Source organism: Amycolatopsis sp. VC5-11, assembly GCF_037034185.1.
GTDB lineage: Bacteria > Actinomycetota > Actinomycetes > Mycobacteriales > Pseudonocardiaceae > Amycolatopsis > Amycolatopsis nivea.
Genome location: NZ_JBAGKF010000001.1, coordinates 367,886 through 382,903 on the forward strand (window position 1 = coordinate 367,886; position 15,018 = coordinate 382,903).

Below are 15,018 nucleotides of genomic sequence, written 5' to 3' on the forward strand. Positions count from 1 at the left end.
GTACGCACATGGTCGGACACCCCACGTCTGCGCAGAGCTTAGCGAGATCGGCAAGGGATGGACAATGCCCTCTTGCCCCGTGTCGTGCCCTGACACGCTGGGGTTTTCCCGGCGAGCGGCACGCGAGCGAGCAGGACCGGGAGCAGAATGGCCGATATGCGCACCGCACCTGTCGCCGCCGACGTCGCCGCTGCCCATCTCCGCCTCCGACCACACGTCCGGTGGACACCGCTGTTACGCACCGAAATCGACGGCCGTCCCCTCGTGCTCAAGCTGGAGCAGCTCCAGCGGTCCGGTTCGTTCAAACTCCGCGGCGCGGTGAACGCCCTGCTCAACGGACCTAAGCCGAAGCGCGTCGTCACGGCGTCGGGCGGCAATCACGGCCTTGGCGTCGCCACTGCCGCGCAGTCGCTGGGCATTCCCGCTGTCGTCTACGTGCCGGAGTCCGTGCCCGAAGCGAAGGCCGCCGGCATCGAAGCGGCCGGCGCGAAGCTCATCCGGCACGGCGCGGCGTACAGCGAGGCCGCGGCAGCCGCGCTGGCCGTCGCAGAAGAACCAGGCACCCGCTACCTGCACGCGTACGACGACGCCGACGTCATCGCCGGGCAAGGAACCGCGACCGCGGAGATCGTGGCCGACGCACCGGACGTCGATGCCATTGCCGTCGCGGTGGGCGGCGGTGGACTGGCGTCCGGTGCGACGCTGGCCGCGGACGGCCGTCAGGTGTTCGCGGTGGAGCCAGAGCACTGCCAGGCACTGCACGCCGCCCTCGCCGCGGGCGAGCCGGTGGACGTCACCATCGACTCGGTCGCCGCCTCCGCGCTCGGCGCGACCCGTGTCGGCGAGCTGGCGTTCGGCATCCTCAACTCGCCAGGCGTCACGTCTGTGCTGGTGTCCGACGCCGAGATCCTCGCCGCGCGCGACCTGCTGTGGCGCGACTTCCGGCTCGTCGTCGAACCTGCCGCCGCGGCCCCGCTGGCCGCTTGGCTGGCCGGGCGCGTGCCGGCCGATCTGCCGTGTTTTGTGTTGTGCGGAGCCAATACCTCGGTCACTTTTGCGTGAGGTCGTAGACCTTCGCGCCGCCGACCGTGGTGGGGTGGAAGTGCTGCTCGACCCAGGCGGTGATCTTCCCGGACGTGCCGCGGCTGCCACCTGGGCCGCCGCGGCCGTTGCGCGCTCCGACGACGAAGTAGTGGATCTCTCCGCTCGCCACGTACTGCTGGAATTGCGCGAGGGTCGGCGCGGGGTCGCCACCGCTGAACCCGCCGACGGCGAGCACCGGTTTGCCGCTGCCCAACGCGAGCCCGGCGGCCTGCATCGCACCGGTTTCCGCGGCGGCCCACTTCGTCGTCGTGGACTCCAGCAGCCGATTCAGTTCCACATTGGACTGTTGCGGTCCGCCGAAACTGATGCGGCTCTTGTGCTGCGGTCCGGATGCCGGACTTCCCCCGGTATGCGCCGTCGACGCGGTGGCCACGGTGAATGAGGCCATCCCCAGCAGGGCAGCCACGAGTGCCAGCAGCGCGACTGCCCGGCGCGCAGTCCCGATCAGCAACGCGAAAACGCCAAGGACACCCAGCACCAACACGGAGTACCGCACCCATGGCTGCCAGCTCGGCGTCCGGTGCAGGAGAACGAAACTCCACGCGACCGTCGCCGCCAGCATCACCGCGAGCACCGCCCGCGGCGCGAGATAAGCACGGCCACGCCACAGTTCAGTAGCGGAAATCGCCACGGTGGCAGCGATTCCAGGAACGAGCGCGACCGTGTAGTACGGGTGGATGATCCCGCTCATGTAGCTGAAGACGAGGACGCTGAGCACCGTCCAGGCGCCCCACAGCAGCAGCGCCGCCCGAGTCCGGTCAGTCCGCGGCGCACGCCGGGTGAACCACAACCCGGCCACGAGCCCGATCAAGGCGGCTGGCAGCAGCCAGGACGCTTCGCCGCCGAATTGCTCGGTGAACAAGCGAGTCAGGCCCGTCTGACCGCCGAAACCGTGTCCGGCACCGGAAAACTCCGGCATCTTCGGCCGGGCGTCCCCTCCGTGCGACTGTCCGAAAATCCGGCCGAGCCCGTTGTACCCGAAGGCCAATTCCAGCACGCTGTTGTTCGTCGACCCGCTGATGTACGGCCGATCCGCGACCGGCCACAACGCCACCGCGAGCACCCACCAACCCGCGGAAACCACCACCGCACCGGCGGCGGCGAGCAATTGCCACCCCCGCCGTCCCAAGGAAGTCGGCGCTGCAACCGCGTAGGCGAGCACGAAGGCAGGCAACACCAGGAATGCCTGCAACATCTTGTCGAGGAACCCGAAACCGATCGCGACACCCGACAGCAGCAGCCATTTCGTGCTCGCCGTTTCCAGCGCCCGCACCAGGAAATACCCACCCGCGACAAGCAGCAGCACCAGGAACGCGTCCGGGTTGTTGAACCGGAACATCAGCGCGGCGACCGGGGTGAGCGCGAGCAACGCCCCGGCCAGCAATCCGGCGACCGGACCGGAAAGCCGCCGCACCGCCAGGTACAGCAGGCCGACCGAGCCCACGCCGGCGAGCGCGTCCGGCACCAGCATGCTCCAGCTGGAGAAGCCGAAGAGCCGCCCGGACAATCCCATCGCCCACAGGGAAAGCGGCGGTTTGTCGACGGTGACCACATTGCCCGGGTCGAGCGAACCGAAGAACCACGCTTTCCAGTCCCACGTGCCCGCTTGCACGGCCATCGCGTAGAAATCATTGCCCCAGCCGGAAATCGCGACATTCGTGAGATACAACGCGGCGGTGCCCAGCAGCAGCACCGCGACGGCGGGGCGCACCCAGCGCGGCGCGACGGCAGTCGTCATGCCCGTCATTCTCACGGGCCGGGCTGTGCGCGGGCTGTGAATCGCTCGCTAAGTAGTGTTGGCACCGTCACGCAATTGCGGGAACGAGGCCACGAATTCGGTCCGCCCGGGACCGCTGTTCACCATCACCCGTCCGGAATGCGCGGCCACGACCGCGGCGACAATCGCCAGCCCCAGCCCAGTGCTCCCGGCAGCACGCGAACGCGAATTGTCGCCGCGCGCGAACCGCTCGAACACCTCGGGCAGGATTTCCGGCGGAATTCCCGGCCCATCGTCCACAACGGACAAAGTGACCCATCCGTCCCTAGTGGACAGTGCGGTGGTCACTGTGGTGCCCGCAGGCGTGTGCGTGCGGGCGTTGCCGAGGAGGTTCAGCACGACCTGGTGCAGTTGCCCGGCATCGCCGAGCACCGCGATCGGTTCACCGGGAAGTTCCAGCAGCCACTTGTGTTCCGGACCGGCGACGTGCGAATCGGCGACCGCGTCCGCGACCAGCCGGGACAAATCGACCGGCTCGTGCACGACCGGACGCCCGGAATCGAGCCGGGCGAGCAGCAGCAAATCCTCCACCAGCGTCGTCATCCGCGCCGATTCGGATTCCACCCGGCTCATCGCGAACGCGATGTCCGGCGGCACCTGTTCGCTGCCGCGCCGGGTCAGTTCGGCGTATCCGCGAATCGCGGCGAGCGGCGTGCGCAATTCGTGGCTCGCGTCCGCGACGAACTGCCGCACCCGGCTTTCGCTGGCATGCCGGGCGGCGAGCGCTTCGGCGATGTGGCCCAGCATCCGGTTGATCGCCGAACCGACCTTGCCGACCTCGGTGCGCGGGTCAGTGTCCACTTCGGGCACTCGCTCGGACAACGCGACCTCGCCGCGGTCCAGCGGCAGTTCGGATACCCGGGAAGCGGTGGCGGCGAGCCGGTCCAGCGGAGCCATCGTGCGCCGGATCGTGACCGCACCGGCGAACCCGGCGACGAGAATCCCGCCGAGCGCGACGCCGCCGAAGATGAATCCCAGCCGCCACAACGTTTCCGAGACCCGGCTCATCGGCAGCCCGATCACGGTGAACTCGCCGCGCGGCGAATACGTCGCGACCACGCGGTATTTCTTGAGACTCCCGGGAAGTTCGACCGTGCGGCTCTGGCCGTTCGGCGCGAGGACGAGCAGGACCCGATCCTGCTCCGGGGTCAGCGGGACGAGGCCGAACGGGCCGATCACCTGCCCGTTGACCTTGCCGTCGTGGACGACCAGGCTCAGCGTCCCCTCGGGCTGGCCGAGCACGCGCAGCGGATCCGGCGGCAGCTTCCCGGAACCGTTGATCGGCGGACGCGGAACGCCGTGCCGGAACCCGCGATCGCTCGCCGCCGACAGCTGCCCGTCGAGCTGTCCGACGAGAAAGCTGTTCAACGCGAACTCGGTGACCACCCCGACCACCAGGCAGACCAGCGCGAGCAGCGCCGCCAGCTGAACGATCAGCCTGCGGCGCAACGACCACGGACGGCGGCGCTCAGCCCGCGGCTGGTTTGAGGACATACCCGGCGCCGCGCATGGTGTGGATCATCGGTTCCCGATCGGCGTCGATTTTCTTGCGGAGGTAGGAAATGTACAGCTCGACGATATTCGCCTGGCCGCCGAAATCGTAGCTCCACACGCGGTCGAGGATCTGCGCCTTCGACAGCACCCGGCGCGGATTGCGCATCAGGTAGCGGAGCAATTCGAACTCGGTCGCGGTGAGCGGCACCAGATCGCCGCCCCGGTGCACCTCGCGACTGTCCTCGTCCAGGGTCAGATCGCCGACCACCAGCTGCGAGCCGGTCGATCCGGAAACCCCGCCCGCCCGGCGCAGCAGCGCGCGCAGCCGCAGCGCCACTTCTTCCAGGCTGAACGGTTTGGTCACGTAATCGTCGCCGCCCGCGGTGAGCCCGGCGATCCGGTCCTCCACCGCGTCCTTGGCGGTAAGGAAAAGAACCGGCAGATACGGCGTTTCGGCGCGCATCCGGCGCAGCACCTCGAGGCCGTCGAAATCGGGCAGCATCACGTCGAGCACCACGGCGTCCGGCCGGAAATCGCGGCCGACGCGCACCGCCTCGGCACCGGTGCCCGCGCTGCGCACCTCCCAGCCCTCCATCCGCAGGGCCATGGACACGAGTTCGGCCAGCGTCGACTCGTCGTCGACGACCAGCACGCGGACCGGGCTGCCGTCCGCGCGGCGCAGTTCGGCCTTGCCCCGGCCGGCAGACGCGGCGTTCACACTGCTCATGGTGCCATCTTCGGGCCCCGTCTTCAGGTCGGCCTGTGCGCCGGCTGTGTGTTTCCTGTGCGCCGTTCCCCCGCCTGGGTGCACAGGTGTCCCCCACGTCCGGCACAGCTTCCGCACAGCGGCCGCCCCGACGCTCGGAAAGGACAAGCGCGAACGTTCCGGAGGAGACCATGACGACCGATCCAGCAGAGGGCGCGACCTGGGGAGAGCAGCCCGCCCCCGCATCCGGCGGCAGCGGCCAGGGCAAGGCGTGGTCCGGCCGGAAAACCGCGATCGCGGCGGGAGTCGCGGTGGTGATCGCGGTCGGTGGTGGACTGGCGATCTGGGCGGGGACCAGTGGCAATAACGCGGCCGCGCAGCAAGGGCCGGGCGGGTTCGGTGGGCCAGGCGGGCCTGGTGGGTTTGCCGGTCGCGGGGGGATGGGCGGGATGGCTGCGCTGCGGGATGCGTTGCATGGCGATTTCGTGGTGGCGGATTCGGCTGGTGGGTATGCGACTGAGCGGCTGCAGACCGGGACGATTACCGAGCTCAGTGCTACTTCGGTGACTTTGACTAGCAAGGACGGTTATAAGCAGAGCTATACGTTGGATTCTTCTACGGAGAAGAGTGGGTCGCCTAAGTCTGGGGACAACGTGACTGTGGTGGCGAAGGTGCAGGGGGCTACGGCTACTGCTACTTCGCTGGGGGAGGCTCAGCAGTTTGGGAGTGGGCAGCCTCGTCGGCGGGGGTAGGTGCTTGGTGAGTGGTTGCGTGGGGCACCCCGAAGTTTGATTGTGCTGACGGTTCGGGGGTGCTTGTCAAGGCGGGAAAGATGCCTTGACAAGCACCCCCGAACCGCAGGAGAGCTTCGTATCGGGGTTGGGGGAGGGCTGGGTGCCTCGCTCGTTGGGTGCATCGGCTGCGGGGTGGGGCTGGGTGCCTCGACCGTTGGGAGCACCGGCTGCGGTTTGGGTGGGGTGGGGGCTTGCGCCCCAATGCCACATTCGGTGCGTTGGATGCACCCAATGTGGCGTTCGGTGCGTCAGATGCACCCAATGCCACATTGGGGGCACATCCGGGCCGGGGCTGGGCTGGGCGGGTCGCGAGGGGGAACCTTGAGACACTCCTCAAGAGGGTCCGTCTAGCTAGGAGATGCTCGTGAAGCGGTGGATCACGCTGGCGTGCGGTGTGGTGCTGGTGCTCGTCGGCGCGGTGTGGGTGCTGCAGGGCGTCGGGGTGCTGACCGGCAGTTTCATGACCGGCCAGAAGCTCTGGTTCCTGATCGGGCTGGTCGCGTTCCTCGTCGGCGTGGTTCTCGTCGCGGCCACCACCTTCCGGAAACGCGTGCGCTGATCACCGGGTGAAGATCTCGAACACCGGGTAGCCGGGCGCGATCTCCAGCAGCTTCTCCTCCGGTGCCTTCGCGTCCACGCCCTCGAAGAACGTGCCGACCTCGAATGCCCAGCGCTTGAGGTACGAGCGCAGGATGGCGGGCTTCTCCTCGTCGGACAGCTCGCGGTAGGTGAACGTCTCGGTGCGGCGGCCGACGGTCAGCTGGCCCTCGCCCGCGGCGCGCAGGTTCCGCACCCACTGGGTTTCGCCGCGTGCGGCCACCAGGTACTGCTTGCCCTCGAACGGCAGCAGGTTCACCGGCACCTCGCGCAGTTCGCCTGACTTGCGGCCGCGGACGCCCAGCACCCGGCTGCCCCACACGCTGAGGCCGCGCTTGGTGAGCCAGCGGACGCAGCCGTTGAACGCCGCGGTCGCCTTGCCCGGTTCGAGGTAGCGGGTGCTGGTCATCGGGTCCTCCTCGATCTGCGAGAGCGGTGCTCTCTGTTGTGAACAGTGAACACCCACAGGCCGTCTCGCGTCAAGAGCAGTGCTCTCGGTTTTGCGCAGCGCTCTCGTTCGAGGCACACTGATCGCATGACTGCCGCACCCCGGACCGCCCGCGAGCGGGTCCGTGCAGAGCTGACCCGCGAGATCAAGGACGAGGCCCGCCGTCAGCTGGCAGACGTCGGCGCGCACGGGCTTTCCCTGCGTGCGGTCTCCCGTGAACTGGGGATGGTCTCGTCGGCGCTGTACCGGTACTTCCCGAGCCGCGATCACCTGCTCACCGCGCTGATCGTCGACGCGTACAACGCCGTCGGCCAGGCCGCCGAACAGGCCGACCCGCACACCGGCGACCCGCGCGAACGCTGGCGGGCCATCTGGCGCGCGACCCGCGACTGGGCCCGCGCGAACCCGCACGAATACGCGCTCATCTACGGGTCGCCGATCCCCGGTTACCAGGCTCCGCAGGACACCGTCGGCCCCGCCGGGCGAGTGGCCTTCGCGCTGGTCGCGGTGCTGCGCGACGCCCATCCGCACGAGCCGGCGGTCACCGCGCCGATGTCGGAGGAACTGCGCGCGCAGGCCGACCAGCTCAGCCGGACTCTGGACCTCGACGCGCCGGCCGAGGTCGTCATGCGCGCCATCGCCGCCTGGACCCAGCTGTTCGGCGCGCTCAATTTCGAGCTGTTCGGCCAGTACGTCGGCAGCGTCGACCCGGCGGACGCGTACTTCGAACACCTCGTCGGGCAGATGGCGGACTTCGTCGGTCTGTAGTCCGGGGTAAGTTCGCCGTGGCGCCAAAGCGAAAGGCAGGTTCGACGTGACGGGATGGGCCGGACGGGTCGGCAGGATCCGCGTGATCGGCACCGGGGTGATGGGACGCGGCATCGTCCAGCTCGCCGCGACCGGCGGGGTCACCGTGGAACTCGCGGACGTGCAGCCGGAAGCGGTCGCCGCGGCGATCGACCACGTCGGCGCGATGGTCGACCGGCTGGTCGCCAAGGAGAAGCTGAGCGAGGAGAACGGCCGCGCGGCGAAGGAACGCCTCGTCCCGGTCGACGGCCCGCTCGCCCCCGCCGACGGGGTGGACCTGGTGATCGAAGCCGTCCGCGAAGACCTCGACACGAAGCAGACGCTCTTCGCCGGGCTCGAGAAGATCTGCGGCCCCGAAACGATCTTCGCGACCAACACCAGCTCGCTGTCGGTCACCCAAATCGCCGCCGGGCTCGCTGACCCGACGCGGATGATCGGTCTGCACTTCTTCAACCCGGTCCCGCTCATGCGCCTGGTCGAGGTCATCCCCGGCGCGCGCACCGCCGACTGGCTGCCCGGCGAAGCCCTCGAACTCGTCCGCGGGTGGGGCCACGAGCCGGTGCTGGCGAAGGACGCCCCCGGCTTCCTCGTCAACCACGCGGGCCGCGGCCTGAACACCGAGGCGCTGCAGATTCTTTCCGAATCCCTCGCCGCCCCCGCCGAGATCGACCGCATCGCGCGCGACGTCCTCGGCCTCAAACTCGGTCCGTTCGAGCTGCTGGACCTCACCGGTTTGGACGTCTCGCACGCGGTGCTGGAAAGCATCTGGAGCGGCTTCCACTCCGAACCGCGCCTGCGCCCGTCGTGGCTCACCCGCCCGCGCGTCGCCGCCGGGCTCTTCGGCCGCAAAACCGGCGAGGGCTTCTACCGCTACGTCGACGGAAAACAAGAGGTCCCGCCGGAGCCCACCGCTCCGCCCGCCCCGACCATGCCGGTCTACGCCGCCGACGAACGCCTCGGCCGTCTCCTGTCCGCAGCGGGCGTCGACGTCGTCCCGGACGCCTATCCCGACACGGTTCTCCTGGTGACCCTGCGCGGAGAGTCCACTGTGGACGCTGCGCGGCAACTGGAACTGCCCGCCGCGCGCGTCGTCGGAATCGACGCCCTCGGCTACGAATCGCGCTTCACCATGTCCGTCCACCCCGGACTGGACCCGCACTACGGCCGCGCCGCCTGGGGTGCCCTGGCCGCTACCGGAACCCCGGTGACGGTCGTCCGCGACGGTGCCGCCCCCATCGCGCAACGCCTCCTGGCCTCGATCATCAACACGGCTTGCTACATCGCCGACCAGGGTCTCGCGGCCCCCGCCGACATCGACACCGCGGTGCGCCTTGGCCTGGGCTACCCCCGCGGCCCCCTGGCATGGGGCGATCTGGTCGGCCCGGAAAAGGTCCTGCGCATCCTGAACGGCCTCCTGCGCGGCACCGGGGATCCCCGCTACCGCCCGAGCAGCTGGCTGACCGAACGGGTGGCGCTGGGCCTGCCACTCGCCTCCACCGGCACCCGTCCGGCTGATCTGGCCTGAATTTTTGTCGGTGGTGCGCAGTAGCTTTTCGGCATGACTGCCACCATCGATCTCACCCTGGACTGCACCAACGCACAACTCCTCGCGGGTTTCCGGAAAACGGCGCTCGGTTATGTCGACGAGCCTCGGCCGCCACCGTTCAGAACCCGCGAGGAGTGGCTCGCTCAGTTCGACCTGCCCGAGGACGAGTCAGCCGAGGATGGCGCCTGGCTGTGCCATCCCGAAGGCACCGGACCTCGGCTGACGATCCTGAAGGTGCCGGAACCGAAGACGGCGAAGAACCGGCTGCACATCGACATCAGAATCCCCGCGGATGGCGAACCGGCTCAACGGTGGGCCAGGGTCAAGGCCGAGGCGGAACGTTTGGTGGCGGCAGGCGGGACGATCCTGGCGGAGGACGAGGGACACCATGTGGTGATGGCGGATCCGGAGGGGAACGAGTTCTGCGTCGCGGCTGCTGCGGCTTAGGTTGTGCCGCAACGAAATCTGCCGCAACGGGTGTTTCACATGCCACTATGCCGTCGCAGAATCCCTTCGCCGCCACGGAAACCGTCTCCGGAAAACCGTCAAGACCTGTGTTCGGGAGCCGCCCCGATCCAACGGCGGTAAGCGGCTTCATCGACGTTGCTCCCGCAGACGATCGTGACCACGTGCCGTCCAGCGAAGCGGTCGCGGTTTTCGAGGATCGCGGCTACACCGAGCGCAGCTGAGGGTTCGACGACGAGTCCGGCGCGCTCGAACAGCATCCGCATGCCAGCGATGATCGACGCCTCCTGAACCAGGACGGCGTCGTCGGCGACAAGAAGGAGGTCATTCAGCACCGCTGGGATAGGAAAGCGGCCAGCGACGCCGTCGGCGATGGTGTCCGTCGAGTCGGTTGAGACGACGCGCTGCTGGTGCCAGGAGCGCGTCATCGCCGGTGCGCCCAGTGGCTGGACGCAGATCACCTCGACCTCGGGCGCGCGCTCCTTGAGCACGTGTCCCACGCCGGTGGCCAGTGCCCCGCCGCCCAAAGCGATCAGTACGGCATCGAACGCGGGCAGGGTGTCCGCCAGTTCCAGGCCGATGGTTGCCGCGCCTTCACAGGTCTCGAGGTCCAGGCTGTCTTCGACCAGCCGGATGCCGTCGCGCCGTGCGATGGCTGCTGCTCGTTCGCGTGCCGTTTCGATGTCGCCGTCCACCAGTTCCAGCCGGGCGTCCAGCGCGCGGATGCGCTCGAGCTTGGCGGCGGGTGCGAAGCGGGAGGCCACCACGGTCACGTCGAGTCCTCGGTCGCGGCCGGACCAGGCGAGGGCTTGGCCGAGGTTTCCCGCGCTCGCGCACACGACAGCGGAGGCGTGGTTGTCGGCGAGTGCGCTGGCGACGACTTCGGTGCCGCGCGCCTTGAAGCTCCGGACCGGGTTCGCCGTTTCGAGCTTGATGCTCACCGCGCAGCCGAGGTCGCGTTCCAGCGCTTCGCAACGGAACAGCGGGGAGTCGAGGAAAGCAGGATCGATCCGCTGGCGAGCGGCCCGGATCCGAGCAGTGTCGAGACGCGTCATCGGCTGGCTCCTGCGTACTGGTCTAGAGCGGTGAATACGGTGAGCGCGTCCCGAAGCGCTGCGACGTCGTGAGTCCGGATGAAATCGACGCTGTGGCTGGCGGCATAAAGCTCCGCGGCGAGGCTGGCCGGGCCGATCTCCGACAGCTCGCGTCCGGTGATCGCCCGCAGAAACGACTTCCGGGACGGCGAAACCATGATCGGGACACCGAACCTGGTCCGGATCGCGCGGAGTGCCGCCAGGACAGCCAGCGACGGTTCCGGCGTGGCACCGAGAAAGTAGCCGAGCCCGGGATCGATGATCAGCCGTTCGCGGTCGATGCCCGCCGCTTCGAGCGCGGTCAGCCGCTGGTCGAAGAACTGCTCCAGCGCCGTCAGCACCGCCTGTGGATCGGTGCGCACCTTGGTCGCGGGACCCCGCCGCTGCACCGAGTGCATGACGACGAGGCGGCATCCGGTACCAGCCAGCTCCGCGTACCGTTCAGGGTCCGGAAATCCCTGGATGTCATTGAGAAACGCGGCACCGCGAGCAGCGGCGAACAGGTGGGTCCGGGGTTGGAACGAGTCGACCGACACCGGGATGCCGTCGGTGACCAGGTGGTCCAGGACCAGGTCCAGCCGCCGGATCTCCTCGTCGGCGGTCACCGGCTCGGCACCCGGATGACTGGCAGCCGGACCGAGTTCGACGACGTCCGCACCCGCCGCCAGCAATCGGCGAGCGTGCGCGAGTGCGTTCGCCGGGGTCAGGAATCTGCCGCCGTCGGAGAACGAGTCCGCGCTGACGTTCACGATTCCCACCAGCCGCGGCCGGTGCCAGGACGCTTCCGAAAAAGCCAGAGCTTGAACCATCGCCGTGTCTCCCGGATCTCGATCCCACAAGAGCCCAGGCGTACGGCACGACGTCACGTGGACGAGGTCGCTCCCCGATGGTGATCCATCTTCACACGCCAGTCACGACCTGCGGACACAGTAACAAGAAACTCCGGTGCGGAGCTACCGCCGGCGAGGACACCGACGGCAGCCCCGAGCCGACTCACCACCGGTAATTCGTGGTCACTCCATACCGGTAAATCACATAACCGCCCTGGAAATCGCTTCGGGCCCCGCCGGTGATCGGGTATTCATCCGAGGTGGGCAACCCCAAATATCCCCACTCCCAGCCCAGCGCGGCCCACCGCTTGCGAATCTCCCCCTGCACCATATGCGCCCCGGTACGCGGGCTCCAGTAAATCGACCCGCCGCCGTTGAAGTGGTTGTACCGCGCGATCCCGTTAGGCGTACCGGTTTCATCGGTAGTCGGGTAACCGAGACCTCGCTCCCAGCCGAGAGCAGCCCACTTGTCCCGAATCGCCCCGCCGATCTGATGCGCCCCAGTGGACGGCGTCCAGTAGATCGACCCGCCCACCGTGAAGTGGTTGTACCGGCCGACCCGGTCTGGCGTCGCGGACTCGTCCGTGGTCGGGTAACCAAGACCCCGCTCCCAGCCCAACGAAGCCCATTTGTCCCGGATAGCCCCACCAATCTGGTGCGCACCGGTAGACGGCGTCCAGTAGATCGACCCACCAACCGTGAAGTGGTTGTACCGCCCCACTCCGTCCGGCGTCGCGGACTCATCCGTAGTCGGGTAACCAAGACCCCGCTCCCAACCCAACGAAGCCCACTTGTCCCGAATCGCCCCGCCGATCTGATGCGCGCCACCGGTAGGCGTCCAATAAATCGAGCCACTGGTGAAGTGGTTGTACCGCCCGACCCCGTCGGGAGTCCCGGACTCGTCGGTGGTCGGATACCCCACCCCGCGTTCCCAGCCGAGAGCGGCCCACTTGACCAGAATCTGTCCCTGTACCGAATGCGCCCCGGTGGACGGCGTCCAGAAAATAGCCGCGGCCTGGCTTCCCGGCGTGCCGATCAAATGGTTGTACCGGCCCACCCCGTCCGCGGTCCGGGTCTCGTCGGTCGTCGGCGGTCCGTACACCTGATGCCCGCCGATCGCGAGATACCGGGCCAGGATCTCCCCGCCGATCTCATGCACCCCGGTAGCCGCGGACCAGTACAACCGCCCATTCGCATACGGCCGATACCGCACCGGCCCGTCAACGACCTCAGGACCCGTCGGCGCGCCGATCGAACTCCGCAACTCCGGCTCAGCCGCATACCGCTGATCGATCGCCGTCAGGTAGTTGGCGGTCAGCGTCATATCACCAGCGCCGACGGTGATCGACCACGAAGAGGTAGCCGGACCGCCCTGCCAACCGGTGAATTTGGAAACCCCGTCGGTGCCAACCGCCGCAGCAGTCACGTCAAAGGTCGCACCCTCAGTGACCATCGCACTGCTGACGCCACCCTCGCTCGGGATGCTCAACGCGGCCGGCTGCGTGCCCACCAACGTCAACCGATGCTGGCGCGGGTAAGCGACATACGTCTTGCTCGCCTGCACCCCGGCGCTGTCCGTGACCGTCGCGGTGAATTCCATCCGAGAGTCCGTGTGATCGGTAAACGGAACAGTCAACGTCGGCCCCGTCGCACCGTCACTGGGATGCACGTGGCAGGCGCCGAGATCCGGACAATGCCGAATCAATGACGTCCACGTGACGGGAAGCTCGCCATCCTCCGCGTCAGTCGCCTTGGCGGACAACGAAACCTGCTCGCCCACCGCAAAAGTCTTGTCCGGCGCGGACAAATTCAGCACCGGCGAGTGATTGCCCGGGGCGACAGCGATCTTCACGGTCCCGACACCGCCAAGCGGATCCGAAACCGTCAACGTCGCGGTGAACGAAGCGCCATCCCCGTACTGATGGCTGACCTGAACCCCGGTGCCGGTGCTGCCGTCGCCGAAGTCCCAGGAATAGGTGAGCGGATCGCCGTCAGCGTCAGTCGAATCGTTGGCAGCAAAGGATACCGTGCGAGTATCCGGATCCGTCGAGGAAGTAGCCTTCGCCACCGGCGGAGCATTGTTCGTCGAGTAGCTCAACCGCCGCAGTACGCCGGAGTTGAGGTCTGTGAAGACGATGTCCCCGTTGGGCGCAGCGGATATCCGGGTAACCCCGCCGACATTCTGGAACGGCGCGGGACTCGTGGGCGCCTGCGTGAGCTTGCCCTGCGCGTCGTACCGCAGCGTCCAGATCTTCTGCCCCGCGTAGTCCCCGAAGAAGTACGCGCCCTGGTAAGCGGCCGGATAAGTCGTGCCGCCATACACAATCCCGCCGGTGACACTGTTGCCCTGCGCCGGACCGGTCCCGTGCTGGTAGTCCCACAACGGCGGGGTGTTCACCGCCACGGCACAACGCGCGTCAGCCGAATAGCCCGGCGTCGGGTGGTTCCCCTCGTAGCAGGGCCAGGCGAGATTCGCGCCCGGCTGCACGACGTCCACCTCTTCCCACGTGTACCAGCCGACATCGCCGACCACCGGCAGCCCGCTCTTCGGGTCGAGACTGAACCGGAACGGGTTGCGGAATCCGCTCGCGAACACCTTGCTGCGAGCGGAATCCGGCGCGGCGGCGTTGTAGTACGGATTGCTCGGTACGCCCTTGCCGTCCGCGGTGAGGTGCAGGATCTTGCCGAACGGCGAATCGAGGTCTTGCGCGACGAAGGCGACCGGGTTGGTCTTGCCCGCGTCGCCGTTGTCTCCGACGGAGTACCAGAGCGTGCCGTCCGGCGCGGGGTAAACCGTGTCGAGACCGTGGATGTAATACGGACTGCCGGGCAGGTCGAAAATCACCTTCTCGCCGGTCAGCCCGGACGGATGTCCCGCGCCGTCGAGCTGCACGGTGAACTTCGCGGCGCGCATCGTGTACTGGCCGTTGCCGAGCGAGACCGAGCGGTTCAGGTATACCTGGTGCGAGCTGGCGTAGTCCGGCGCGAGCGCGATGCTCGTGAGGCCCATGTCGCCCTGCGTCTCGACCGGGAAAGTCGCGATCCGCTGCGGCGCGCCGCCACCCGCGGCCGGGACCCAGTTGACGACGCCGGACTTGCCGAGCGCCAGCACGCTGTCGTCAGGCAGCCAGGCGAAGTCGGTGAACTCGTACTGGCCGAGCCCGGTGGGCAGGTCCCGCAAAACGAACCCCGGCGGCAGCGCCGGGGTATCGGCTGCTGCCGCCGGGGCGACGGCGGTGACCGCGGTGGGGACAGCGACGACCGCTAATGCGGCCACCACCAGGGAACGGAGCTTGCGCCAGGCCATTCGGGACCCCTTTCTCAGCGACCGGTAATCGCTCAGAAGGGGGACGAAG

General features: G+C 68.1%; 13 protein-coding genes and 1 riboswitch. Of the genes, 6 read left to right on the forward strand and 7 right to left on the reverse strand.

Going from position 1 to position 15,018, the window contains the following annotated elements:
• Positions 1-156: 156 nt before the first annotated feature.
• Positions 157-1,062, forward strand: a complete 906-nt coding sequence (locus tag WA670_RS01890) for a serine/threonine dehydratase (protein ID WP_238603893.1) — start codon at positions 157-159, stop codon at positions 1,060-1,062.
• On the opposite strand, the gene WA670_RS01895 is transcribed toward WA670_RS01890, so the two are convergent.
• From WA670_RS01895 to WA670_RS01905, 3 genes are read right to left on the reverse strand one after another with little or no spacing between them, the layout of a single operon-like run.
• A complete protein-coding gene (locus WA670_RS01895) occupies positions 1,049-2,842 on the reverse strand; it encodes a glycosyltransferase family 39 protein (protein ID WP_238603892.1) in 1,794 nt (597 codons plus the stop codon). The two genes, WA670_RS01890 and WA670_RS01895, sit on opposite strands and share 14 nt — an antisense overlap.
• A 48-nt stretch (positions 2,843-2,890) precedes the next feature.
• Positions 2,891-4,375 (reverse strand): sensor histidine kinase, encoded by a 1,485-nt coding sequence (locus WA670_RS01900; RefSeq protein ID WP_238603891.1) that lies wholly within the window; start codon positions 4,373-4,375, stop codon positions 2,891-2,893.
• Complete coding sequence (locus WA670_RS01905) at positions 4,350-5,102, reverse strand: response regulator transcription factor (protein ID WP_043834561.1); 753 nt, start codon at positions 5,100-5,102, stop codon at positions 4,350-4,352. Before WA670_RS01905 ends, WA670_RS01900 begins: the two co-directional genes overlap by 26 nt.
• 170 nt (positions 5,103-5,272) lie before the next feature.
• On the opposite strand from WA670_RS01905, the gene WA670_RS01910 reads away from it, so the two are divergent.
• Positions 5,273-5,833 carry a hypothetical protein gene (locus WA670_RS01910; protein WP_336156767.1) on the forward strand — a complete coding sequence of 187 codons (561 nt, stop codon included), beginning with the start codon at positions 5,273-5,275 and terminating at the stop codon, positions 5,831-5,833.
• Between the two features lie 406 nt (positions 5,834-6,239).
• Complete coding sequence (locus WA670_RS01915) at positions 6,240-6,434, forward strand: hypothetical protein (protein ID WP_037809354.1); 195 nt, start codon at positions 6,240-6,242, stop codon at positions 6,432-6,434.
• Here the strand turns inward: WA670_RS01915 and WA670_RS01920 are convergent, their stop codons facing one another.
• Positions 6,435-6,881 carry a nitroreductase family deazaflavin-dependent oxidoreductase gene (locus tag WA670_RS01920; protein ID WP_238603890.1) on the reverse strand — a complete coding sequence of 149 codons (447 nt, stop codon included), beginning with the start codon at positions 6,879-6,881 and terminating at the stop codon, positions 6,435-6,437. It lies immediately after the preceding gene.
• Positions 6,882-7,007: 126 nt separating this feature from the next.
• Here WA670_RS01920 and WA670_RS01925 point away from each other — a divergent pair, with 126 nt between their 5' ends.
• Genes WA670_RS01925 through WA670_RS01935 form a run of 3 tightly spaced genes read left to right on the forward strand, consistent with a single transcriptional unit; the run spans position 7,008 to position 9,720 of the window.
• Positions 7,008-7,688: a TetR/AcrR family transcriptional regulator gene (locus WA670_RS01925; RefSeq protein ID WP_037808524.1), complete on the forward strand. Its 681-nt coding sequence runs from the start codon at positions 7,008-7,010 to the stop codon at positions 7,686-7,688.
• A 46-nt stretch (positions 7,689-7,734) separates the two neighbouring features.
• Positions 7,735-9,252 (forward strand): 3-hydroxyacyl-CoA dehydrogenase, encoded by a 1,518-nt coding sequence (locus WA670_RS01930; protein ID WP_336156768.1) that lies wholly within the window; start codon positions 7,735-7,737, stop codon positions 9,250-9,252.
• 33 nt (positions 9,253-9,285) lie between these two features.
• Positions 9,286-9,720, forward strand: a complete 435-nt coding sequence (locus WA670_RS01935) for a VOC family protein (RefSeq protein WP_336156769.1) — start codon at positions 9,286-9,288, stop codon at positions 9,718-9,720.
• Positions 9,721-9,818: 98 nt separating this feature from the next.
• Here WA670_RS01935 and WA670_RS01940 read toward each other — a convergent pair whose 3' ends face one another.
• The 3 genes from WA670_RS01940 to WA670_RS01950 form a co-directional block, all read right to left on the reverse strand.
• Positions 9,819-10,793, reverse strand: coding sequence for a threonine ammonia-lyase (locus tag WA670_RS01940; protein WP_336156770.1), 975 nt, complete (start codon positions 10,791-10,793; stop codon positions 9,819-9,821).
• Entirely contained in the window at positions 10,790-11,641 is an 852-nt protein-coding gene (folP, locus tag WA670_RS01945; protein WP_336156771.1) for a dihydropteroate synthase, read from the reverse strand. The genes WA670_RS01940 and folP overlap by 4 nt, the downstream gene beginning before the upstream one ends.
• 25 nt (positions 11,642-11,666) lie before the next feature.
• Positions 11,667-11,757: riboswitch (ZMP/ZTP riboswitch) on the reverse strand.
• A gap of 68 nt (positions 11,758-11,825) precedes the next feature.
• Complete coding sequence (locus WA670_RS01950; RefSeq protein ID WP_336156772.1) at positions 11,826-14,969, reverse strand: PQQ-dependent sugar dehydrogenase; 3,144 nt, start codon at positions 14,967-14,969, stop codon at positions 11,826-11,828.
• Between the last annotated feature and the right edge of the window lie 49 nt (positions 14,970-15,018).

Coding starts and splice junctions, on each gene's coding strand:
- WA670_RS01925 (WP_037808524.1), top strand. CDS start 7,008: ATGACTGCCGCACCCCGGACCGCCCGCGAGCGGGTCCGTGCAGAGCTG.
- WA670_RS01895 (WP_238603892.1), bottom strand. CDS start 2,842: ATGACGACTGCCGTCGCGCCGCGCTGGGTGCGCCCCGCCGTCGCGGTG.
- folP (WP_336156771.1), bottom strand. CDS start 11,641: ATGGTTCAAGCTCTGGCTTTTTCGGAAGCGTCCTGGCACCGGCCGCGG.
- WA670_RS01910 (WP_336156767.1), top strand. CDS start 5,273: ATGACGACCGATCCAGCAGAGGGCGCGACCTGGGGAGAGCAGCCCGCC.
- WA670_RS01890 (WP_238603893.1), top strand. CDS start 157: ATGCGCACCGCACCTGTCGCCGCCGACGTCGCCGCTGCCCATCTCCGC.
- WA670_RS01900 (WP_238603891.1), bottom strand. CDS start 4,375: ATGTCCTCAAACCAGCCGCGGGCTGAGCGCCGCCGTCCGTGGTCGTTG.
- WA670_RS01940 (WP_336156770.1), bottom strand. CDS start 10,793: ATGACGCGTCTCGACACTGCTCGGATCCGGGCCGCTCGCCAGCGGATC.
- WA670_RS01935 (WP_336156769.1), top strand. CDS start 9,286: ATGACTGCCACCATCGATCTCACCCTGGACTGCACCAACGCACAACTC.
- WA670_RS01920 (WP_238603890.1), bottom strand. CDS start 6,881: ATGACCAGCACCCGCTACCTCGAACCGGGCAAGGCGACCGCGGCGTTC.
- WA670_RS01950 (WP_336156772.1), bottom strand. CDS start 14,969: ATGGCCTGGCGCAAGCTCCGTTCCCTGGTGGTGGCCGCATTAGCGGTC.
- WA670_RS01905 (WP_043834561.1), bottom strand. CDS start 5,102: ATGAGCAGTGTGAACGCCGCGTCTGCCGGCCGGGGCAAGGCCGAACTG.